This window comes from Cobetia sp. MMG027 (assembly GCF_027947415.1).
GTDB classification, from domain to species: Bacteria; Pseudomonadota; Gammaproteobacteria; order Pseudomonadales; family Halomonadaceae; genus Cobetia; species Cobetia marina.
The window spans coordinates 227224-249224 of record NZ_JAQJIO010000003.1; the positions used below are offsets into that span (position 1 = coordinate 227224).

15 protein-coding genes are annotated in these 22001 nt (G+C 64.5%); 10 read left to right on the forward strand and 5 right to left on the reverse strand.

The features are described from left to right. Window positions 1–7 precede the first annotated feature (7 nt). The 4 genes from preA to PJK54_RS05105 form a co-directional block, all read right to left on the reverse strand. Window positions 8–1372, reverse strand: coding sequence for an NAD-dependent dihydropyrimidine dehydrogenase subunit PreA (gene preA, locus PJK54_RS05090; protein WP_271302383.1), 1365 nt, complete (start codon window positions 1370–1372; stop codon window positions 8–10). Then, window positions 1372–2763, reverse strand: coding sequence for an NAD(P)-dependent oxidoreductase (locus PJK54_RS05095; RefSeq protein WP_271302384.1), 1392 nt, complete (start codon window positions 2761–2763; stop codon window positions 1372–1374). Before PJK54_RS05095 ends, preA begins: the two co-directional genes overlap by 1 nt. A 199-nt stretch (window positions 2764–2962) precedes the next feature. Continuing rightward, the gene (hydA, locus tag PJK54_RS05100; protein WP_271302385.1) at window positions 2963–4405 is read right to left on the reverse strand and encodes a dihydropyrimidinase; all 1443 of its coding nucleotides are present in this window, start codon (window positions 4403–4405) and stop codon (window positions 2963–2965) included. Between the two features lie 82 nt (window positions 4406–4487). Next, complete coding sequence (locus tag PJK54_RS05105) at window positions 4488–5390, reverse strand: nitrilase-related carbon-nitrogen hydrolase (RefSeq protein ID WP_216060109.1); 903 nt, start codon at window positions 5388–5390, stop codon at window positions 4488–4490. 768 nt (window positions 5391–6158) lie between these two features. Here PJK54_RS05105 and PJK54_RS05110 point away from each other — a divergent pair. After that, window positions 6159–7685: an NCS1 family nucleobase:cation symporter-1 gene (locus tag PJK54_RS05110; protein WP_170877479.1), complete on the forward strand. Its 1527-nt coding sequence runs from the start codon at window positions 6159–6161 to the stop codon at window positions 7683–7685. Between the two features lie 125 nt (window positions 7686–7810). Here PJK54_RS05110 and PJK54_RS05115 read toward each other — a convergent pair whose 3' ends face one another. Continuing rightward, window positions 7811–8704, reverse strand: a complete 894-nt coding sequence (locus PJK54_RS05115; RefSeq protein ID WP_077379042.1) for a LysR family transcriptional regulator — start codon at window positions 8702–8704, stop codon at window positions 7811–7813. Between the two features lie 239 nt (window positions 8705–8943). Here PJK54_RS05115 and PJK54_RS05120 point away from each other — a divergent pair, with 239 nt between their 5' ends. The 9 genes from PJK54_RS05120 (at window position 8944) to PJK54_RS05160 (ending at window position 22000) form a co-directional block, all read left to right on the forward strand. Then, window positions 8944–10053 (forward strand): S-(hydroxymethyl)glutathione dehydrogenase/class III alcohol dehydrogenase, encoded by a 1110-nt coding sequence (locus tag PJK54_RS05120; protein WP_077379043.1) that lies wholly within the window; start codon window positions 8944–8946, stop codon window positions 10051–10053. A 133-nt stretch (window positions 10054–10186) separates the two neighbouring features. Continuing rightward, the gene (gene fghA, locus PJK54_RS05125; RefSeq protein ID WP_271302386.1) at window positions 10187–11050 is read left to right on the forward strand and encodes an S-formylglutathione hydrolase; all 864 of its coding nucleotides are present in this window, start codon (window positions 10187–10189) and stop codon (window positions 11048–11050) included. A gap of 635 nt (window positions 11051–11685) precedes the next feature. Continuing rightward, window positions 11686–12975 (forward strand): GlxA family transcriptional regulator, encoded by a 1290-nt coding sequence (locus tag PJK54_RS05130; RefSeq protein ID WP_240499605.1) that lies wholly within the window; start codon window positions 11686–11688, stop codon window positions 12973–12975. 289 nt (window positions 12976–13264) lie between these two features. Next, a complete protein-coding gene (gene mtgA / locus PJK54_RS05135; protein WP_442870668.1) occupies window positions 13265–14026 on the forward strand; it encodes a monofunctional biosynthetic peptidoglycan transglycosylase in 762 nt (253 codons plus the stop codon). 248 nt (window positions 14027–14274) lie between these two features. After that, window positions 14275–15285, forward strand: a complete 1011-nt coding sequence (locus tag PJK54_RS05140) for a dipeptidase (protein ID WP_077379049.1) — start codon at window positions 14275–14277, stop codon at window positions 15283–15285. Between the two features lie 123 nt (window positions 15286–15408). After that, window positions 15409–15945 carry a DUF5943 domain-containing protein gene (locus PJK54_RS05145; protein WP_107335564.1) on the forward strand — a complete coding sequence of 179 codons (537 nt, stop codon included), beginning with the start codon at window positions 15409–15411 and terminating at the stop codon, window positions 15943–15945. 273 nt (window positions 15946–16218) lie between these two features. After that, on the forward strand, window positions 16219–18297 hold the full coding sequence (gene dgcA / locus PJK54_RS05150) for a dimethylglycine demethylation protein DgcA (protein ID WP_077379051.1): 2079 nt from the start codon (window positions 16219–16221) through the stop codon (window positions 18295–18297). A 32-nt stretch (window positions 18298–18329) separates the two neighbouring features. Beyond that, window positions 18330–20519, forward strand: coding sequence for a (Fe-S)-binding protein (locus tag PJK54_RS17860; RefSeq protein WP_271302388.1), 2190 nt, complete (start codon window positions 18330–18332; stop codon window positions 20517–20519). Next, complete coding sequence (locus tag PJK54_RS05160) at window positions 20516–22000, forward strand: electron transfer flavoprotein subunit alpha/FixB family protein (RefSeq protein WP_271302389.1); 1485 nt, start codon at window positions 20516–20518, stop codon at window positions 21998–22000. The genes PJK54_RS17860 and PJK54_RS05160 overlap by 4 nt, the downstream gene beginning before the upstream one ends. Window position 22001 lies beyond the last annotated feature (1 nt).

Consider the following 22001-nt stretch of genomic DNA (forward strand, 5'->3'; position numbering starts at 1 on the left):
GTCAGGGTCACGCCGCGCGATGCGGGTTGCGCGGGTCCTCCATCCAGTTCATGTACGGCTTGCCGGTGTCCTGCACTTCCATGGTGATGCAGTCCTCGACCGGGCAGGTGATCTCGCACAGGTTGCAGCCCACGCAGTCGGCGTCCTTCACCTCATAGCGGGCGGTGCCGTTGTCCCTGGCCAGATGCAGGATGGCCTGGTGCGAGGTGTCCTCGCAGGCGATGTAGCAGCGTCCGCAGCCGATGCACTTGTCCTGGTCGATCCGCGCGATCACCTGGTAGTTCATGTCCAGCTGCTTCCAGTCGGTGGTGTTGGGCACCGCCGCGCGGGAGAACTCGTCGATACGCTGATAGCCCTTGCTGTCCATCCAGCGCCCCAGGCCGTCCTTCATCTCCTCGACGATACGGAAGCCGTGCAGCATCGCCGCGGTGCACACCTGCACGCTGCCCGCGCCGAGGGCGATGAATTCGGCGGCATCTTCCCAGTTGGAGATGCCGCCGATACCCGAGATCGGCAGGTTGGCGGTTTCCGGCGTGCGCGCGATCTCGGCCACCATATTCAGCGCGATGGGCTTCACGGCGCTGCCGCAGTAGCCGCCATGGGTGCTGCGGTCGCCGACGATGGGATGCGCGACCATGCGGTCGAGATCCAGATGGGTGATGGAGTTGATGGTGTTGATCAGCGAGACGGCATCTGCGCCGCCACGCCAGGCCGCCTTGGCCGGTTCGCGCACGTCGGTGATGTTGGGGGTCAGCTTGACGATCACCGGCAGCGAGCTGTAGGTCTTGCACCAGCGCGTGACCTGCTCGACATACTCCGGCACCTGGCCCACCGCCGCGCCCATGCCGCGTTCCGGCATGCCGTGGGGACAGCCGAAGTTGAGCTCGATGCCGTCACAGCCGGTAGCCTCGACCTGCGGCAGGATGGTCTTCCAGGCCTCTTCCTCGCACGGCACCATCAGCGAGACGATCAGCGCGCGGTCCGGCCAGTCCTTCTTGACCTGGGTGATCTCGCGCAGGTTGATCTCCAGCGAGCGGTCGGTGATCAGCTCGATGTTGTTGAAGCCGCTGACCTCGCCATTCGGGCCATAGTGCGCCGAATAGCGCGAGGAGACGTTCACCGCCGCCGGGTCTTCCCCCAGCGTCTTCCAGACCACGCCTCCCCAGCCGGCTTCGAAGGCGCGTACCACGTTGTAGGCCTTGTCGGTGGGCGGGGCGCTGGCCAGCCAGAAGGGGTTGGGGGCACGGATGCCGGCGAAGTTGACCGACAGATCGGCCTTGTAGCTGGCGACGTGATCGCCACTTGCTCCAGCACTTGAGCCAGCGCCTGCCGGACGCGCGTTGTCATCATTGAGCGGGGTATGAATGGTCATCAGGCGGCCTCCACCTTGAGCATCAGATCGTGATGGATGGCCTCGGCGGCCAGCTTGCCGTGGGCGACGGCTTGAACGGTGAGATCCTGTCCGCGAGCGATGCAGTCACCGCCGGCATAGACGCCCGGCAGACTGGTGCGCAGCATCTCGTCCACCTCTATCTTCGCCCCCTCGCGGGCCAGCCCCGCGGCATGCGCATCGCTCAGGCTCGCGTCATCGAAGCCCTGGCCGATGGCGGTGAAGATCCCATCGCAGGCCAGGGTGAAGGTCTCGCCGGTATCGACGAGTCGGCCATTCTCGACCCGCGTGCGCGCGAACTGCATCGCACTGAGCGCGGCGTCACCACCATCCTCACTGTCGCTTGCCACATCGATGGCCAGCGGACGCGCCCAGGTGTGGATCATCACGCCATTGGCACGCGCGATTTCCTGCTCGTGATGGGTGGCGGACATCTGCTCCTCGCCACGCCGGTAGACCAGGTCCACCGTCTGCGCGCCCAAGCGTTTGGCCTGCACGGCGATGTCGATGGCGGTGTTGCCCGCGCCGATCACCACCGCGTGCCTCGGTACTGCCAGCGCGTTCAGTTCGCCACTCTGACGCAGCACCTTGATGAAGTCGGTGGCCGCCATCAGGCCGCTGGCATCCTCGCCGGTCAGGCCGAGGGCATGGCTGGTGCCAAGGCCCAGGCCCAGGAAGACGCTGTCGAACTCGCGTGTCAGGGCGGCCAGTGCCAGGTTGTCGCCGAGGCGCTGGCCGTGGCGGATCTCGATGCCGCCGATCTCGAGCAGGAATTCGACTTCGCGGGCGGCGAAGTCATCGGTCAGCTTGTAGCGAGCGATGCCGTATTCATTCAGGCCACCGGCTTTCTCCTCGGCCTCGAAGATCACCACATCGTGGCCGAAACGCGCCAGGCGGTGGGCGCAGGAAAGCCCGGCAGGCCCGGCACCGACCACGGCGATGCGCCGGCCGGTGCTGGCTGCCCGCGTGAACGGGTGGGCCTCGAACTGGGCGTTGTCCAGTGCATGGCGCTGCAGCAGACCGATCAGCACCGGCTGGCACTCATCGCCCTGATTGCGCACGCAGGACTGCTCACAGAGGATCTCGGTGGGGCAGACGCGGGCGCAGCTGCCACCGAGGATATTGGCATCGAGAATCTCGCTGGCGGCGCCGTCGAGATTGTCATCGTGGATACGGCGGATGAAGGTCGGGATATCGATGCTGGTCGGGCAGGCCTTGATGCAGGGCGCGTCATAGCAATACAGGCAACGCGAACTCTCGATGAAGGCCTGACGCTTGGTGAGCGCCGGATGCAGATCAGTGAAGCGCGCACTCAGCGCCTCTTCCGCGAGCCCGGACGGGGCCCAGTGGGAAGGAGTGGAGGATGTCGTCACGGTGTGGCTCCTGCCCGCGCTCAGGCGCGGGGTCGTTGTTGTTGGTCTTGCAGGCGAGTCAGGTTGCGCGGCTTGGTTGGCAACGCCTTGATTGGCAGCGCTTCGGGACCGGCAGCGCGTCAGGTGCGCTGCCAGGCCGTCGTTCAGTCGTGTCGTTCAGTCGTGCCGGTCTTGTCTTGTTCGAGTCGTTCGTCGGCCGTCAGCTGCGATCCACGGCGGTGACGACATTGCTCTCGGCGCGGGCCTTGAGCTGGTCGAAGACACTGGGGTAGGGCGGGCGTTCGACGTATTGGCCGTGACCGCGCTTGGCATGCAGCTCGCCATCGCGCCATGCCCAGTCGCCGCGGCTGATGGTGTGACGCGGGATACCCTTGACGGTGCGGCCTTCGAAGATGTTGAAGTCGATGTTCTGGTGGTGAGTCTTCGCCGAGATGGTGCGTTCGGCGTTGGGGTCCCAGACCACGATATCGGCGTCGCTGCCGACCCGGATCGCGCCCTTGCGCGGGTACAGATTGAAGATCTTGGCGGCGTTGGTGGAGGTCAGGCCGACGAAGTCCTCGGCGGAGAAGCGCCCGGTGTTGACGCCCTCGTGCCACAGCATCGCCATGCGATCCTCGACCCCGGCGGTGCCGTTGGGAATCTTCGAGAAGTCGTCCTTGCCCATTTCCTTCTGCTCGGCACAGAAGCAGCAGTGATCGGTGGCGGTGGTCTGCAGGTCACCGGACTGGATGCCGCCCCACAGTGCCTGACGATGCTCCAGCGAGCGGAACGGCGGGCTCATCACGTGGCCTGCCGCGAATTCCCAGCTCTTGTTCTGATAGACCGCTTCATCGATCAGCAGATGGCCTGCCAGCACCTCGCCGTAGACCGGCTGGCCGTGCTCGCGGGCGTAGCGGATTTCCTCCAGCGCATCGGCGGTGGAGACGTGCACCAGATACACCGGCGTGCCCAGAGTGCCGGCGATGCGGATGGCGCGGCTGGCGGCCTCGCCCTCGACCTGCGGCGGACGCGACAGCGGATGTGCCTCGGGCCCGGTAATGCCATCGGCCAGCAGCTTTTGCTGCAGGTGGTAGACCAGCTCGCCGTTCTCGGCATGCACGGTGGGAATCGCGCCCAGCTCCAGACAGCGCGCGAAGCTCGAGACGAGGGTGTCGTCCGGCGCCATGATGGCGTTCTTGTAGGCCATGAAGTGCTTGAAGCTGTTGACCCCGTAATCGGAGACCAGCGTCTGCATGTCCTGGCTGACGCTCTCGTCCCACCAGGTGACGGCGACGTGGAAGCTGTAGTCACAGCACGACTTCTCGGCCCACTCGCGCCAGGTGTGATAGGCCTCCATCAGCGGTTGCTGGGGGGAGGGAATCACGAAATCGATGATCATGGTGGTGCCGCCGGCCAGCGCCGCGGCGGTGCCGCTCTGGAAATCCTCGCTGGCCACGGTGCCCATGAAGGGCAGCTGCATGTGGGTGTGCGGGTCGATGCCGCCGGGCATCACCAGACAGCCGCTGGCGTCGATCACTTCGCAGTCGTCCGGTACGTCCAGGTCGGTGCCGATGGCGGTGATGGTCTCGCCGTCACACAGCACATCGGCGGTGTAGCGCTCTTCGTGGGTCTGGATGCTGCCGCCCTTGATCAGGATTGCCATGAATCTCTCCCGGCCGCATCGCGCGGCCTTGTCCGGCATTGAGTGTCAGGTCGTGTTGTCGTTGTCGTTATCGTGCTGGCCGTCATTCACCATCGGTGAGGCGGGTATAGGCGTCCGGACGGCGGTCACGGAAGAACTGCCAGTTGTTGCGCACCTCGCGCACCATCGCCATGTCGAGATCGTGGATCAACAGCTCGTCCTCGGTGGCGCTGGCCTGGGCTTCGATCTGGCCGCGTGGATTCACGAAGTAGGAGGAACCGTAGAACTCGCCGATATCCCAGGGCTGTTCATGGCCGACACGGTTGATGGCGGCGATGTAGCAGCCATTGGCGGCGGCGGAGGCGGGCTGTTCCAGCTCCCACAGATACTGGGAGAGGCCGGCGACGGTGGCGGAGGGATTGAAGATGATCTCGGCGCCGTTGAGCGCCAGCGCGCGCCAGCCTTCCGGGAAGTGGCGGTCGTAGCAGATGTAGACGCCGATGCGCCCGTAGGCGGTGTCGAAGACCGGCCAGTCGGACTTGCCGGGCTTGAAGAAGAATTTCTCCCAGAAGCCCGCCACCTGCGGGATGTGGGTCTTGTGATACTTGCCCAGATAGCTGCCGTCGGCATCGATGACGGCGGCAGTGTTGTAGTACACCCCCGGCTGCACTTCCTCGTAGAGGGGCACGATGATCACCATCTGATGCTTCTTCGCGTACTGCTGCATCAGGGTGACGGTGGGGCCGTCGGGCACGCGCTCGGCGGCGGCATACCACTTGGCATCCTGGCTCGGGCAGAAATAGGGCTGATTGAAGACTTCCTGGAAGCACAGGATCTTGACGCCTGCCTCACCGGCCTGGTCGATCAGCGGCAGGTGGGCCTCGTTCATGGCATCGCGGATCTGTGCGGGCTCGAGGTCGGTGGAGACGTTGAGTCCCATCTGGATGACGGCGCAGCGCAGCTTGCCGGCATCCTCGGTATAGGAGATGCGGGAGTCGTTCGACATGTCATCCTCATCGGGCGGCTTGGCGCCGGTTGTTGTTGTCTTCAATGAGTGCTGGTGGGCAGAGCGGGTGAACCGGGATGGCGCGAAATGGGTTCTGGAAAATCACTCCGCCTGTCCGGAAAGTCTGCATGCCGGCGGCAGGTATCGTGGGTCAGGTAGGGTCCGATGCAGATCCTGTCTCGCCAGTCAGCTTAATGAACATTAGACAGTGTTCCCGCGTTCGGCAAGACGAAGTGTCAAATAAAGTCTTGTAGATTTATCTTGTTGTTATAAAAGGATTTTTGGTCAAGATTTCGCATGAATTCACCATTGTGGTGCCAGGAGAATCAGCGTGGTTCATGCGATTTTCAAAGGAAAACTCAATGCACATCAGTGGCTTGTGATCGTCTGTATGGCCCCTGTGCAAGACCGCCTTGCACCAGCTTGGAACCTGACCATACTGACAATTGGCGCGAACACGGCGTGTCGCCACCTGACGGGCATCAGACGGTCAAACCCGCGCCATTGCCTCTCAAGTTGTCTTGCGGGACAGGTTTGATTTGACGGCAATAATGCCGCCATCGGCATGCGATTTGCCCATGAAAGGTACCGCTTCATGTGGATGGGTAATTCGAGCATCCCTTGGCTGAAACAGGGTGAAAAGTGAATCAGGAGGGTGAAGGAAGGGACGGATCTTCAAAGACGGCAAGACGCGCCACAGAGCGCAAAGCCAGGACAAGCGACGTGCATCACCCTCAACAATAACAACAGCTGAACAGGTGAGGACTCATGGCCCCGACACAGACTCGCTCGCACATGGTGCGCAGCAATGAGGAAATGATCGAGCTGGTGGTGGCGCAGGACGTCGCCCGCAGCCCGCGCTACAACGAGGATATCGCGCCGACCAGGAGTGCCGAGCGCACCTGGTCGCGCTGGAACATCGCCGCGCTGTGGGTCGGCATGTCGATCTGCGTACCCACCTATACCCTGGGCGGCGTGCTCACTGCCTACTTCGGGCTGAGTGTCGGCGAGGCGCTGATCACGATTCTGGTCGCCAATCTGGTGGTACTGATTCCGCTGACGCTGAACGCCTTCCCCGGCACGCGTTTCGGGATTCCCTTTCCGGTAGTGCTGCGTTCATCGTTCGGGATCATCGGCTCCAACGTGCCGTGCATGATTCGGGCGGTGGTCGCCTGTGGCTGGTTCGGTATCCAGACGATGTTCGGCGGCCTGGCGATTCACCTGCTGCTGTCGAGCCTCTCGGCCGACTGGAAGGCGCTGGGCGGGGTGGGCGAGGTCATCGGCTTCTTCATCTTCTGGGCGCTCAACCTGTTCGTGGTGATTCGCGGCGCGGAATCCATCAAGTGGCTGGAGACGCTCTCCGCGCCCTTGCTGCTGGCGGTGGGGGTCGGCCTGATGGTGTGGGCGCTGCCGCATACCTCGATCAGCGAACTGCTGGCCCAGCCACCGAATCGTCCCGAAGGCGATGGCGTGGCCAGCTACTTCATGGCGGGCCTGACCGCGATGGTCGGCTTCTGGGCGACGCTGTCGCTGAACATCCCGGACTTCAGCCGTTACGCGAAGAGCCAGAAGGACCAGATCGTCGGTCAGATCATCGGCCTGCCGCTGACGATGTTCTTCTTCGCGGCGCTCGGCGTGGTGCTGACGGCCGCTTCCAGCTCGCTGGTGGGGGAGACCATCTCCGACCCGGTCAACCTGATCGGTCGCATCGACAGCCCCGGCTGGGTCGCCATCGCCATGGTGCTGATCATCATCGCGACGCTCTCCACCAACACCGCCGCCAACATCGTCTCGCCGACCAATGATTTCCAGAACATCGCGCCGAAATTCATCAACCAGACGCGCGGCGTGCTGCTCACCGGGCTGGTCGGGGTGCTGCTGATGGGCTTCGAGCTGATCAAGAAGATGGGCTGGATCGTCTCCGACGTGAGCCTCGAGAGCCTCTATTCCAACTGGCTGCTGGGCTATTCGAGTCTGCTGGGGCCGATCGCGGGAATCATGATCGTCGATTATTTCGTGATCCGTCGCCAGTCCTTCGATCTGCCGGCGCTCTATCTGGATGGCAGCACCTACCCGGCCTTCAATCCAGCGGGCTTCATCGCCTTCTTCGTGCCGGTGGGGCTGACGGTGATCAGCTTCTCGCAGCCCGGGCTTTCCTGGTTCTACGACTACGGCTGGTTCACCGGCTCGCTGCTGGGGGCGCTGGTCTACTTCGTGGCCAGCAAGCTGCTGGTCAAGGCACCGCCGGTGCATCTGCCGGAGGCGATACCGGGTGGCGGCGCGCAGCGTGCCTGACGCCGCTGGCGGATAGCTCGCAACGCAACGTCACGTGCAACGACAGACGGGCTGCCCATCGGCAGCCCGTCTGTCGTCGTGGCAAGGGGAAGTGACGGCCGGTTGAGGTATTCGCGCCCTGGCCGTCAGCCCACCAGGCCGGGGATGCCGTCCTCGAAGCGCTCGACCATGAAGTCGACGAACTGGCGCACCTTGGGCGAGAGATGGCGGTGGCGGGGATAGACGATCCACACCCCGGTATCGCGCACCTGATATTCATCCAGCACCGAGATCAGCTTGCCACTGGCCAGGTGAGGCGCGACGTAATAGTCGGGAATCTGGGCAAGCCCGAGGCCCTTGAGCGTGGCGTCCAGCAGTGCCGGCCCGGAATTGGCCTGCCAGCTGCCGGAGATGCGCACCTCGCGTCGCTGGCCCTCGACCTCGAACAGCCATTCACGCTTGGAGCCCGCCAGACAGCGGTGGCTGGAGAGCTCCGCCAGGGTGTGCGGACGCGGCGCACGCTGAAAGTAGTCGTGCGAGGCGACGACATACTCCTGGCGGTCCACCAGTCGCCGCGCGATCAGCGAGGAGTCCTTGAGCACGCCCATGCGAATGGCGACATCGAAGCCCTCGTCGATCAATTCCACCGGACGATTGGTGAAGTGCATCTGCACCTCCAGCTGCGGGTGCATCAGCTGGAAGTCGTTGACCAGTGGCGCGACGTAGCGCTCACCGAAGGTGGTGGCGCTGGTCAGCTTGAGCACGCCGCTGGGACGGGCGTGGAAGTCGCCGATGGCCTGTTCGGCGGCGCGGAAGCCATCGAAGAGGTGATGGCAATGCTCGTAATACACCTGTCCGGCATCGGTGAGACGCGTCTGACGGGTCGTGCGATAGAGCAACTGGGTATCAAGCTGGGCTTCCAGCTGGCTGATCAGGCGACTGACATGTGAGCTGGAGACCCCGAGATGACGGGCGGCACCGGAAAACGAGCCGATTCTGACGACTTCCACAAAGGCTTCGATGCGGTCCCAACGCTGCATGCCCGCTCCTCATCATTGTTGTTGAGTGACAATAATCATCTGAGTGCTGACGGCTTAATCCCGCCAAGGTCACTGCGTAGACTGTGTTGCATACTGATGGCACCGCACGCGTTGCGGCAATGCATTGCTCCTTGCCTGTCCCCCTGCGTGAGCCCCTTGTGAGCAAGGGGTCACCGGCAGGCTCGCCGGGAGAATGCCACGGATCAGTCTACCGCCATTGTTGCTCCGAGGAGATATTAATGAAATCACGTGCTGCGATTGCGCTGGAAGCCGGCAAGCCGCTGGAGCTGGTCGAGATCGATGTCGAAGGACCGAAGGCCGGCGAGGTGCTGGTACGCATCGTCAATACCGCCGTCTGCCACACCGATGCCTACACCCTGTCCGGCGCAGACCCCGAAGGCCTGTTCCCGTCCGTGCTGGGCCATGAAGGCGCGGGTATCGTCGAGGAAGTGGGCGAGGGTGTCACCGGTCTGGTGCCGGGCGACCACGTCATCCCGCTCTATACCGCCGAATGCGGCAAGTGCAAGTTCTGCCTCTCCGGCAAGACCAACCTGTGCAGCGCCGTGCGTGCCACCCAGGGCCGTGGCCTGATGCCGGATGGCACCTCGCGCTTCTCGCTGGACGGCAAGATGCTGCACCACTACATGGGCACGTCTACCTTCTCCGAGTACACCGTGGTGCCGGAAGTCTCGCTGGCCAAGGTGTCCAAGGAAGCGCCGCTGGACAAGATCTGCCTGCTGGGCTGTGGCGTCACCACCGGTATCGGCGCGGTGATGAATACCGCCAAGGTCGAGCCGGGTGCCACCGTGGCCATCTTCGGTCTCGGCGCCATCGGTTTGGCCGCCATCCAGGGCGCGGTGATGGCCAAGGCGTCGCGCATCATCGCCATCGACATCAATGAGGACAAGTTCGATCTGGCCCGCAAGTTCGGCGCCACCGACTTCGTCAACCCGAGCAAGCTGTCCGTGCCGGTCCAGGAAGCCATCGTCGACATGACCGACGGCGGCGTCGATTACTCCTTCGAGTGCATCGGCAACGTCAAGGTCATGCGTGCCGCGCTCGAGTGCGCGCACAAGGGCTGGGGCGAATCCATCATCATCGGCGTCGCCGGTGCCGGTGAAGAGATCGCCACCCGCCCCTTCCAGCTGGTGACCGGGCGTGTCTGGAAAGGCTCCGCCTTCGGTGGCGTCAAGGGCCGTACCGAGCTTCCGGGCTACGTCGAGCGCTACATGGATGGCGCGATCAACCTCGACGACTTCGTCACCCACCAGATGCCGTTCGAGAAGATCAACGAGGCCTTCGACCTGCTGCATGAAGGCAAGTCGATCCGTACCGTGCTGAGCTTCTGATCCGCGAGCGATCTTTGGCTGAAACGCCTCCGGGCCGGGCAGGCAAGCGTGATGCCTGGGCGGGCTCGGAGCGTGAAACGGCGTCGGCTTGCCGGCGCCGTCTTCATGAGGCGATATCACAAGGGAGAGCATGATGACCGCGACCGAACAACTCGAGCTGGTCAGCGCCAACAAGGTGCATGGTGGCTGGCTCAAGCGTTACCGTCACCGCAGCGGCAGTCTGGATTGCGACATGGTGTTCGCCATCTATCTGCCGCCGCAGGCCGAACAGGGCCCGGTGCCGATGCTGTGGTGGCTGTCGGGGCTGACCTGCACTGACGAGAACTTCATGCAGAAGGCCGGCGCGCAGCGCAAGGCAGCCGAGCTGGGCATCGCCCTGATCTGCCCGGATACCAGCCCGCGTGGCGTGGACCTGCCCGGCGAAGACGACAGCTACGACTTCGGCAGCGGTGCCGGCTTCTACGTCAATGCCACCCGCGAGCCGTGGGCGCGCCATTACCGCATGTACGACTACGTCACCGAGGAGTTGCCGGCACTCGTCAAGCGTCACTTCCCGGTGGATGGCGAACGCGAGTCCATCTCCGGCCACTCCATGGGCGGCCACGGCGCGCTGATCTGCGCGCTGAAGAATCCGGGCCGCTATCGCTCGGTCTCCGCCTTCGCGCCGATCGCCAATCCGATGGCCTGCCCGTGGGGCGAGAAGGCCTTCAGCGGCTATCTCGGCGATGACCGCACCCAGTGGGCGCAGTGGGATGCCTGCGAGCTGGTCAAGCAGGCGGGCAACAGCGGTGCCGCGCGTCAGGAGCTGTTCGTCGAGCAGGGCGAGAATGACCAGTTCCTGGAAGAGCAGCTCAAGCCGGAGCGTCTGGAGGCGGTCTGCGCCGAGCAGGACCACCCGCTGATCCTGCGTCGCCAGCCCGGCTACGATCACAGCTACTTCTTCATGGCCAGCTTCATCGATGAGCATCTGACCTACCATGCGAAGCACCTCCTTTGAGGTGTGAGTGTGGTGGCCGGTAGAGATGAAAAGGCACGCGAAGCACCTCCTTTCTTGAGGTGAGTCTGAAGCCTCGAGCTGTGATGTGACATGGCCAGCCACAGGGGATCGCTCCCCGAGCAGAGAACCTGCGTGAAAGACAGAAACGACAGCCCCGGCATCCATCACAGGATGTCGGGGCTGTCGTTTTTCCGTCATGAGCGACACCGCCTTTCAGAACCTTTCGCTATGAAGAACAGTTTTCGTGGCTCGCGGTTATATCGCGCCGATGTCAGCCAATCACGGCGTTATTCTGTGCCGTACAGCAACGATGATTTGCCGTGCAGCGGCGATTTAATCGCTGCGCGGTATCAGGGCGATGGTTTACTGTCGAGAGGTGGACAACGCACGACGTCCAAGCAGTGATTCACGACACCCCTGACGTTATCGGACTCCTTCGGGTCGCATCCCGAGTCGCTCAAGCGAGAGATCACGATGATGGCTGTCATCACTGCTGGAATCGCCAGCCTTCCGGTCGATTCCCTGCTGAGTGCCAACAACGACAATATCGCGGACCCCCTGATCGCCGACTGATCCGGGTGAGGGCATTCATGCTCCGGTCTGCAACTCAGGCAGATAGCAAGAAGGAGTTTCCCATGGCACTGACCAGTGGCCGCATTGATCGCCCGCACGATCGCTCTCACATGACATCCGGCTTTTCCTCCGATTCCCGCCGGGCGGGGGCTCGCTCGCTGGGCCCTCAGGCCGGCGAGACACGCCAGCCGCAGACCATCGGCTTCCTGTTGCTCGACAGCTTCACGCTCATCTCGCTGGCCTCGGCGGTCGAACCGCTGCGCATGGCCAATCAGCTGGCCGGACGTGAGCTGTATCGCTGGTACACCGTGACCCTGGAAGGCATGCCCGTGCGTGCCAGCGATGGTCTGCAGGTCACACCGGATGTGTCGGCCGAGACCTGCCCGGCGCTGGACATGGCCATCGTCTGTGGCGGCGTCGGTATCCAGCGGGCGGTGCAGCGCCCGCATGTCAGCTGGCTGCAGGCCCAGGCGCGCGCTGGCCGTCAGCTGGGCGCCGTGTGTACCGGCAGCTGGGCGCTGGCGCAGGCCGGGCTGCTGGAAGGTCACGAGACCAGCATTCACTGGGAGTGTCTGGCGGCCATGCAGGAGGCCTTCCCGCGCGTACCGCTGACCACGCGACTGTTCTCCATCGACCAGCAGCGTGCCACCGCCTCGGGCGGCACCGCGCCGATGGACATGGTATTGACCATGATCGCCCGCGAGCATGGCCGTGAGCTGGCGGCGGGCATCTCCGAGATGTTCATCTGTGACCGCGTGCGCGGCGAGCAGGACCAGCAGCGTGTACCGCTCAAGCACGTGCTGGGCACCACCCAGCCCAAGCTTCTGGAAATCGTCGCGCTGATGGAGGCCAATCTGGAGGAGCCCATCGGTCTGGACGAGCTGGCCCACTACGTGGATGTCTCCCGCCGTCAGCTGGAGCGCCTGTTCCAGCGCTATCTGCACTGCTCACCGTCGCGCTACTACCTCAAGCTGCGCCTGACGCGGGCGCGTCAACTGCTCAAGCAGACGGCGCTGTCGATCATCGAGGTGGCCTCGGCCTGTGGCTTCGTCTCCACGCCGCACTTCTCCAAATGCTACCGCGAGTACTTCGGCATGCCGCCGCGCGATGAGCGTATCGGTGGTGAGCGTCAGCCCGGCGTGTCTGACGTGCCGTGTCGTGCCGATGTCGATCATCAGCTGCACGGCGTGGCCAGTCTGGAAGGCGTACTGCATGGTGCCATCCATCAGTCGCTGAGCCAGACGACTGCCTCCTCGCCGCTGCATACCGCCGCCGAATCGCCGGTGTCCTCGGCGATCCTGGCGCTGGCCAATGCGCGTGGCGAGCCAACCTACGCAAGCGTCAGGCTCTGATCGCCATACACCTGCGTGACGGGATGACCCCTCGATGCCCCTGCCCTTCGGCCGGGGCATCTTGGTTTTCACAGGAGCCATCGGCGGGCTCTGGTACACTCGAGCGCTGCATGAGGCAGTAGCTGACAACAAGGGCTGGGAGACGGGATGACCCGTCGTGATCAGCCACGACACGCGCGACAGGGGACGGCGAGGGATGGCACGAACACAGGGGCAGAAGACCCGCGATGGGCAATCGGCACGCCGCGGCGCGACACGCAGGCCGGCGGCGTCCGTGAAGATGCGCCCGATGGAGCGTCTGCGCTGGCTGGCGACATGGGCGATCAAGGTGCTGGGCTGCTGGATGGTCGCCTGCATCGGCCTGGTGGTGTTGCTGCGCTTCGTGCCATTGCCGGTGTCGATGGTGATGCTGGAGAAGTGGGGCTACAGCCTGGTCTCGGGGGCGCCGATGGCGCTCCAGCATGACTGGGTGCCGATGGAGAAGATTTCCCGCAATGCCCGGCTGGCGGTGATCGCCTCGGAAGACCAGAAATTTCCCGATCACTACGGCTTCGATGTCGATCAGATCGTCAAGGCCATCGATGCGCGCCTGGCCGGTGAACGGCTGCGCGGGGCCAGCACCATCAGCCAGCAGACCGCCAAGAATGTCTTCCTGTGGAACGGGCGCAGCTGGGTGCGCAAGGGGCTGGAGGTCTGGTTCACCATCCTGATCGAGGTGATCTGGCCCAAGGAGCGCATTCTCGAGGTCTATCTGAACGTCGCCGAGTGGGGGCCGGGGGTGTTCGGTGTCGAGGCCGCGGCCGTACATCACTTCAATACCGATGCCACCAACCTGTCTGCCTATCAGGCCAGCCTGCTGGCGGCGGTACTGCCCAATCCGATCCGCTTCAATGCCGGCAAGCCCTCGGCCTATATCCAGCGGCGTGCCAGCTGGACGCGGCGCCAGATGAACAATCTCGGCATGGGCTATCTCAAGCGGCTGGAACAGCCGCGTGGCTGGTTGAGCTGGGACCTGCTGCCTTCGCTGAAGGAGCTGTCTCCCGCGCACTGACCGGCTTGACGGTACACCATCGGCTGTCCCACGACGCCCCGGCTCTCTCGAGTCGGGGCGTCGTCGTTTCAGAAACGACAGTCCTGACGCGATTCGGTAGCCACGCGTCGCATCTGGCGTCAGAGGGGGAAGAGGGCAGGACTATGCTGGCACAGCCTGCTGGAGATCGTGTTCCGGCAGACCCTGTCCGCCGGGTACGGGCAGTGACCTGACTTCCAGAGCCGCCTGCCCAGCGCCGGAGCGACATGATGTCCGAATTCTCCTCCTCCTTCGGTGGGTCCGATGCGGCCCGCGCCCTGCACGATGACAGCATCGTCATCGATGGTCTGGTGATCGCCAAGTGGCAGCGCGAGCTGTTCGAGGACATGCGCAAGGGCGGTCTGAGTGCGGCCAACTGCACCGTCTCGGTCTGGGAAGGCTTCCAGGCGACCGTCAACAACATCGTCAAGAGCAACCAGCTGATCGCCGAGAGCAGTGACCTGGTCTGCGTGGCGCGCACCGCCGCCGACATCCGCGCCGCCAAGGCCGCGGGCAAGACAGGCATCATCTACGGCTTCCAGAATGCCAACGCCTATGAAGACCAGATCGGCTATGTCGATGTCTTCAAGCAGCTCGGCGTGGGCATCGTGCAGATGTGCTACAACACCCAGAATCTGGTCGGTACCGGCTGCTACGAGCGCGATGGCGGCCTGTCCGGCTTCGGGCGCGAGATGGTCGCCGAGATGAACCGCGTCGGCGTGATGTGTGATCTCTCCCACGTCGGCTCGAAGACCTCCGAGGAAGTCATCCTCGAATCCAAGGTCCCTGTCTGTTACTCCCACTGCGCGCCGGCCGGTCTCAAGGACCACCCGCGCAACAAGTCCGATGCCGAGCTGCGCTTCATCGCCGAACACGGCGGCTTCGTCGGCGTCACCATGTTCACCCCCTTCCTCCGGGCTGGCGTCAACGCCACCGTCGATGACTACGTCGAGGCCATCGAATACGTGATGAACCTGGTCGGCGAGGATGCCATCGGCATCGGCACCGATTTCACCCAGGGTCACGGTCAGGACTTCTTCGAGTGGCTGACCCACGACAAGGGCTACGCCCGTCGTCTGACCAACTTCGGCAAGATCGTCAATCCGGAAGGCATCCGCACCATCGGCGAGTTCCCCAATCTGACCGAGGCGCTGCTGCGTCGCGGCATGAGCGAGCACCAGGTGCGCAAGATCATGGGCGAGAACTGGCTGCGCACGCTGGAAAACGTCTGGGGCGGCTGAGTCTGCCTGCCTGGGCCTTTTCTGGTTCGCTCTTTCTTGATCGCACTTTCGTGATCTCTCTCCTGATCTCTTTCTTGAACTCTCTTTTGCATCTCCCTTAAGCCCCCTTTTGAGGACACCGACATGAGCAAGATGGCCCCTGAACTGCCGATCGAGGTGGATAGCGAGACCGGCGTCTGGACATCGGACGCACTGCCGATGCTGTACGTGCCGCGTCACTTCTTCATCAACAACCATGTCGCGGTGGAAGAGGCGCTGGGCGTGGAGAAGTACGCCGAGATTCTCTACCACGCCGGCTACAAGAGCGCCTGGCACTGGTGCGAGAAGGAAGCCGAGCTGCACGGCCTGGTCGGGGTGGAGGTCTTCGAGCACTACATGAAGCGTCTGTCGCAGCGCGGCTGGGGCCTGTTCATCACCGAGGAGATCGATCTGGAGCGCGGTACCTGCAAGGTGCGCCTGGAGCACTCCTGCTTCGTCTATCAGCAGGGCAAGACCGGCACCAGGCTCGAGTACATGTTCACCGGCTGGTTCGCCGGCGCGATGGACCAGATTCTGGCCGCGCGTGGCAGCGAGCTGCGCACCGTCGCCGTCCAGACCCAGAGCGGCGGTGAGGAAGGCTGTGATGTGGGGTATTTCGAGGTCGCTCCCGGAACAGTGTGACGTTTTCAGATCCGCCACTCTCTATTCCATGGCTCGGGTCAAGGCCCAGGCCCGGCCCAGGCAAAAGGCAAAAGCCAAAAGCCGGCTGCCCGATCCTCTCTCTGTCACGACACTCACCACATACACAACAACGACAACGCAACGCCTGAGCGCCGCCTTTCCTGACATGCAAGACGCCTGACGCCGCCCGCCGCCACGAGCCCCGACTCGAGGCGGCGGGCAGGCCAGGCCGGCGTGACAAGGCGGCGCTCTCCCCGGCGAGGAGCTTTCACCATGGCATTCGACGCACTCTTCCAGCCGATCGAGATCGGCAAGCTGACCATCCGCAACCGCGTCGTCAGTACCGCCCATGCCGAGGTGTATGCCACCGATGGCGGCATGACCACCGAGCGCTACGTGCGCTACTACGAAGAGAAGGCCAAGGGCGGGTGTGGCCTGTGCATTTGTGGTGGCTCCTCGGTGGTGTCCATCGATAGCCCGCAGGGCTGGTGGAGCTCCGTCAACCTGTCGACTGATCGCATCATTCCGCATTTCCAGAATCTGGCCGATGCCGTGCACAAGCATGGCGGCAAGATCATGATCCAGATTACCCACATGGGCCGTCGCTCACGCTGGGACGGTTTCGACTGGACCTCGCTGATGTCACCGTCCGGTATCCGCGAGCCGGTGCACCGCTCCACCTGCAAGACCATCGAAGTCGAAGAGATCCAGCGCATCATCGCCGACTTCGCCCAGGCGGCGCGGCGTGCCAAGGAAGGCGGCCTGGACGGCGTCGAGCTGTCCGCCGTGCACCAGCACCTGATCGACCAGTTCTGGAGCCCGCGCGTCAACAAGCGCACCGATGAGTGGGGCGGCAGCTTCGAGGGTCGCATGAAGTTCGGTATCGAGGTGCTCAAGGCGGTGCGCGCCGAAGTCGGTGATGACTTCGTGGTCGGCATGCGTATCTGTGGCGATGAATTCCATCCCGATGGCCTGTCGCATGACGACATGAAGCAGATCGCCGCCTATTACGACGCCACCGGCCTGCTCGACTTCTTCGGCGTGATCGGCTCCGGCTGTGATACCCACAACAGCCTCGCCAACGTCATTCCCAACATGTCCTACCCGCCGGAACCCTTCCTGCATCTGGCCTCCGGCATCAAGGAAGTCGTCAAGATTCCGGTGATCCACGCCCAGAACATCAAGGACCCCAATCAGGCCGAGCGCATCCTGGAAGGCGGCTATGTCGACATGGTCGGAATGACCCGCGCGCACATCGCCGACCCGCACATCATCGCCAAGATCAAGATGGGTCAGCTCGACCAGATCAAGCAGTGCGTCGGCGCCAACTACTGCATCGACCGCCAGTACCAGGGCCTGGATGTGCTGTGCATCCAGAATGCCGCGACGTCACGCGAATACATGGGCCTGCCGCACGAGATCGAGAAGACCAGCGGCCCGGTGCGCAAGGTCGTCATCGTCGGTGGCGGTCCGGCCGGCATGGAAGCGGCCCGCGTATGTGCCGAGCGTGGCCATGCCGTGACGCTCTTCGAGGCGAAGGAAGAGCTGGGTGGCCAGATCACCACGGCTTCCAAGGCACCGCAGCGTGACCAGATCGCCGGTATTACCCGCTGGTATCAGCTGGAGCTGGCACGTCTGAAGGTCGATCTGCGCCTGGGCACCCGCGCCGATGAGGCCACCATCCGTGACCTGCGCGCTGACGTGGTGATCCTCGCGGTGGGCGGCCGTCCGTTCATGGAGCAGTTCGAATCCTGGGGCTACGACGAGGACCCGGCCAAGAGCCTGATCGTCTCTTCCTGGGACGTGCTGGACGGGCGTGTCGCGCCGGGCAGCAACGTGCTGATCTACGACAGCATCTGCGAATTCTCCGGTGTCTCGGTGGCCGATTATCTGGCCACCAAGGGCGCCAGGGTCGAGATCGTCACCGATGACATCAAGCCGGGGGCGGCGGTCGGCGGTACCACCTTCCCGACCTATTACCGCAGCCTGTATGCCAAGGAAGTCGTGATGACCTCCGACATGGTGCTGCATGAGGTCTACCGCGAAGGCGAGGGGCTGGTGGCGGTGCTCGAGAATGAATACACCGGCACGCTGGAAGAACGCGTCGTCGACCAGATCGTGGTCGAGAACGGCGTGCGCCCCGATGAAGCGCTCTACTACGCCTTCAAGGACGGCTCGCTCAACAAGGGCCAGATCGACGTCGAGTCGCTCTACGCCATCAAGCCGCAGCCGTGCCTGAGTCAGGCCACCGACGGGGATGATTACCTGCTGTTCCGTCTCGGCGACTGCAATGCACCGCGCAACACCCACGCCGCCATCTATGACGCCCTGCGCCTGTGCAAGGATTTCTGATCGCGTCTGACACATCGGTGGGAGGTTTGGCTATGAACGAAACAGTGTTGTCGGTGTTGATCTTCGCCGCCTTGGCGCTGGCCGCCATCGGTGCGGTCAAGCGCATCGGCCTGTGGCGCCAGGGGCGGGGGGATGCCACGTCCATGAGCGTGGGAGAGCTGATCGCGAGCCTGGCCAAGGTGCCGCGCCGCTACGGGGTGGACCTCCACCACGTGGTCGCGCGCGACCGCTACATGGCCAATACCCACGTCGCCACCGGCGGTGGCTTCGTGGCCGCGGCGCTGCTGATGGTGGTGGTCTACGGCTTCGGCATCGACTCCGCCTGGCTGGGCGTCTTGCTGCTGCTGGCCAGTGGCGCGATGTTCGCTGGTGCGCTGTTCGTGCGTCGTCGTCGTCTCGACCCGCCGGCGCGCCTGTCGCGTGGTCCGTGGATGCGTCTGCCCAAGAGCCTGCTGGTGTTCTCTGCCAGTCTGTTCGTGATGAGTCTGTCACTGGTGCTGCCGGAAGGCGTCGGCGGCATGATCTCCGGCGGTATCCTCGGGCTGGTGCTGGTGGCGGGGATCGCCTGGGGGCTGCTCGAGATGATCGTCGGCATGACCGGTGGCGGCTCGCGCATCACCGGGCCGATGAAGCATGCCTTCGCGGGCGCGCTGCATCTGGCCTTCCATCGGCGTCCGGGGCGTTTCAGCACCCGTGACAGCGCCGGCATCCGCGACAGCGCATTGCTGCCGCTGGATCTTTCCAATCCCGAGGCGCCGCTGGGTGTCGGCAAGCCTGCCGACTTCAACTGGCGTCAGCTGCTGGGCTTCGATGCCTGCGTGCAATGCGGGCGCTGTGAAGCGGTGTGTCCGGCGTTCGCGGCCGGTCAGCCGCTCAATCCCAAGAAGCTGATCCAGGACATGGTGGTGGGCATGGCGGGGGGCAGCGATGCCGCCTACGCCGGTTCGCCCTATCCGGGCGATGAGCCGAAGCGCGCCCCCGGCCAGCATGGCGGCGGCCCGCAGCAGGCCATCGTCGGGATATCGCCGCATGCTCGACCGGCAGGTCAGGCAGCGTCTTCTGGGCCGATCCAGATCAAGGCGGCGCCGGGCGCTGCAGGCAAGCCGGCAGACGCCGACAAGCTGATCCACGAATTCACGGTACTGGTCGAGCCGGAAACCCTGTGGGCCTGCACCACCTGTCGCGCCTGCGTCGAGGAGTGCCCGATGATGATCGAGCACGTCGATGCCATCGTCGACATGCGGCGCCACATGACGCTGGAGCAGGGCGCGACCCCGGGCAAGGGCGTCGAGGTGCTCGACAATCTCATCGCCACCGACAATCCGGGCGGCTTTGCGCTCGAGGCTCGCCTGCACTGGGCGGCGGATCTCGACCTGCCGCGCATCGCCGAGGTTCAGGCCGCCCGCGAGGCGGCGCGTGATCCGCGTCCTGTGGAAGCGCTGCTGTGGCTGGGCGACGGTGCCTTTGACATGCGCAACCAGCGCACGCTGCGCGCCTTCGTGCAGGTGCTGCGCGCGGCCAGGGTCGATTTCGCCATCCTCGGTGCCGAGGAGCGTGACAGTGGCGACGTGGCACGCCGTCTGGGTGACGAGGCGACCTTCCAGTCGCTGGCCACCCGCAATATCGCCACCCTGTCGAAGTACCGCTTCGCGCGCATCATCACCTGCGATCCACACAGCTTCCATGTGCTGGGACGTGAATATGTCGCCTTCGGTGGCGACTACCTCGTCAATCACCACACTAGCTACATGAACGAGCTGCTGGCGGCAGGTCGTCTGAGTCTCGATGCCACCAGACTGGCCACGCTCGGCTCGGTCACCTGGCATGACCCCTGCTATCTGGGCCGCTACAACGGGGAATTCGAGGCGCCGCGTACCCTGCTGGCGGCACTGGGACTGGAAGTGCGCGAGATGCAGCGCGCCGGCTTCCGCTCACGCTGCTGTGGTGGCGGCGGTGGCGCGCCGGTGACGGACATTCCCGGCAAGCAGCGTATCCCCGACATGCGTATGGGCGACGTGCGCGAGACCGGCGCCGAGGTAGTGGCGGTGGGCTGCCCGCAGTGCACCGCGATGCTGGAAGGCGTGGTGGCGCCGGCGGGTGAAGCCGAACCCCAGGTGCTGGATCTGGCGGAACTGATGGCGCGGGCGCTAGTACTGGAAGCGTCCACGCAAGGCTTGGCGGCGTCGACCACGCAGCCCACTGACGCGGAGGTGGCGGCATGACGATTCCCGTCGATCCACAAGCAACCGAGCGCGAGTCACTGCCACGCCGTGACCCGCGCCTGGAGCAGCAGGCACGCAATCGCCTGCACCCGCAGCATCTCATCGCGCTGCAGGCGCTGGGTCGCGGCGCGGCAGCCCCTCAGGAACGCTGGATGGGCCCGAAGGGCGTGATGCGTCGCAATCCCCACGTCGGGCACTTCATCGCTGCCAATGGTCGCAAGCGCATCGATCGCAGTGGCCGCTCCGGGCCTGCCGCGGCAGGTGCCGGTCAGGCCGCCGTCGTTGCCAAGGCGCGCGTGCTGCCGCTGGTCGAGATCGCATCACCTGCCTTCCTGATCGCGGTGGTGCCGGACATGACCGGCGGGCGACTCTCGAGTCACGACCGCGATGTGCTGGGGCTGGCGCGTCAGATCGCCGATGCCGACCCCGCCCATCTGGGGGCGGTGTTGGCCGTCACCTTCGGCACCTTGCGCGAGGAGGGTGACGCCGCCGACAGTGTCGGACTCGGTGCGGCAGGTGCCGATCGCTGGCTGCACTTTGCCGACAGTGTCCACGATGGTTACGCGCCGCTGGCCCAGCTGGCGGAGCTTGAGGCCATTGATACACGCCTGGCACCACGGCTGTGGTTGCTGCCGGAATCCCGCACTGGCGGCGGTGAGCGTGGCCGACGTCTCGGGGCGCGCCTGCTGTGCACGGGCGATGCGCTGGCGCGGCCCAGCGGCAATGTCTATCAACTCGAGGGCGAGCTTGCGGCCATCGGGCGTGGCGAGCTTGCCGAGGTGAACGTCACCGGGCGCAGCGGCAATGGTCAGCAGGACCTGACCCGCGCGCTGACCCGTATCCTGCTGTGCGAGGCGGAATGCGCCGAGCCGGTGGAAGATGTGCGCCACGCCGCGCTGCCGCTTGAGTGGGAGGCAGCCAGCACCGCGCACGCCGTGCCAGACGTGATCGAGGATCTTGGCCCGGTGGCGGTCGATCCCTCCGCGATCGCGCTGGGCGAGGCCGAATTCATTCTCTCGGCGGGCAACGGCATTCGCGACTGGGATGGCTTCCACCGTGCCGCCAGTCTGCTGGGCGCCACCGAAGGCGCCTCGCGGGTGGCGGTGGATGACGGCTTCATGCCGCGTGCCCGTCAGGTCGGCGCCACCGGTACCTGGGTGACGGCGCGGGTGTACGTGGCGGTGGGCATCTCGGGGGCCATCCAGCATCTGCAGGGCATCCAGCGCTGCGACAAGGTGGTGGCGATCAATCTCGATGGCGGCTGTGACATGGTCAAGCGCGCGGATCTGTCGGTGATCGGCGATGCCGGGGCGATCCTCGCCAGTCTCTGTCAGCAGCTCGAGGCCGAACCCGGTGCCGGTGGTGACGCCCAGGCGGCAGGTGGTGCCTCGGCGGCGGGTCAGTCGTCTACTGCGCCCGCTATGTCCTCCAACCCGTCATCCAGCCCGTCATCCGCCACGCTTGCCGCCGACGCGGCCTGAA

Coding starts and splice junctions, on each gene's coding strand:
- preA (WP_271302383.1), bottom strand. CDS start 1,372: ATGACCATTCATACCCCGCTCAATGATGACAACGCGCGTCCGGCAGGC.
- hydA (WP_271302385.1), bottom strand. CDS start 4,405: ATGGCAATCCTGATCAAGGGCGGCAGCATCCAGACCCACGAAGAGCGC.
- PJK54_RS05105 (WP_216060109.1), bottom strand. CDS start 5,390: ATGTCGAACGACTCCCGCATCTCCTATACCGAGGATGCCGGCAAGCTG.
- PJK54_RS05110 (WP_170877479.1), top strand. CDS start 6,159: ATGGCCCCGACACAGACTCGCTCGCACATGGTGCGCAGCAATGAGGAA.
- PJK54_RS05115 (WP_077379042.1), bottom strand. CDS start 8,704: ATGCAGCGTTGGGACCGCATCGAAGCCTTTGTGGAAGTCGTCAGAATC.
- PJK54_RS05120 (WP_077379043.1), top strand. CDS start 8,944: ATGAAATCACGTGCTGCGATTGCGCTGGAAGCCGGCAAGCCGCTGGAG.
- fghA (WP_271302386.1), top strand. CDS start 10,187: ATGACCGCGACCGAACAACTCGAGCTGGTCAGCGCCAACAAGGTGCAT.
- PJK54_RS05130 (WP_240499605.1), top strand. CDS start 11,686: ATGGCACTGACCAGTGGCCGCATTGATCGCCCGCACGATCGCTCTCAC.
- mtgA (WP_442870668.1), top strand. CDS start 13,265: ATGGAGCGTCTGCGCTGGCTGGCGACATGGGCGATCAAGGTGCTGGGC.
- PJK54_RS05140 (WP_077379049.1), top strand. CDS start 14,275: ATGTCCGAATTCTCCTCCTCCTTCGGTGGGTCCGATGCGGCCCGCGCC.
- PJK54_RS05145 (WP_107335564.1), top strand. CDS start 15,409: ATGAGCAAGATGGCCCCTGAACTGCCGATCGAGGTGGATAGCGAGACC.
- dgcA (WP_077379051.1), top strand. CDS start 16,219: ATGGCATTCGACGCACTCTTCCAGCCGATCGAGATCGGCAAGCTGACC.
- PJK54_RS17860 (WP_271302388.1), top strand. CDS start 18,330: ATGAACGAAACAGTGTTGTCGGTGTTGATCTTCGCCGCCTTGGCGCTG.
- PJK54_RS05160 (WP_271302389.1), top strand. CDS start 20,516: ATGACGATTCCCGTCGATCCACAAGCAACCGAGCGCGAGTCACTGCCA.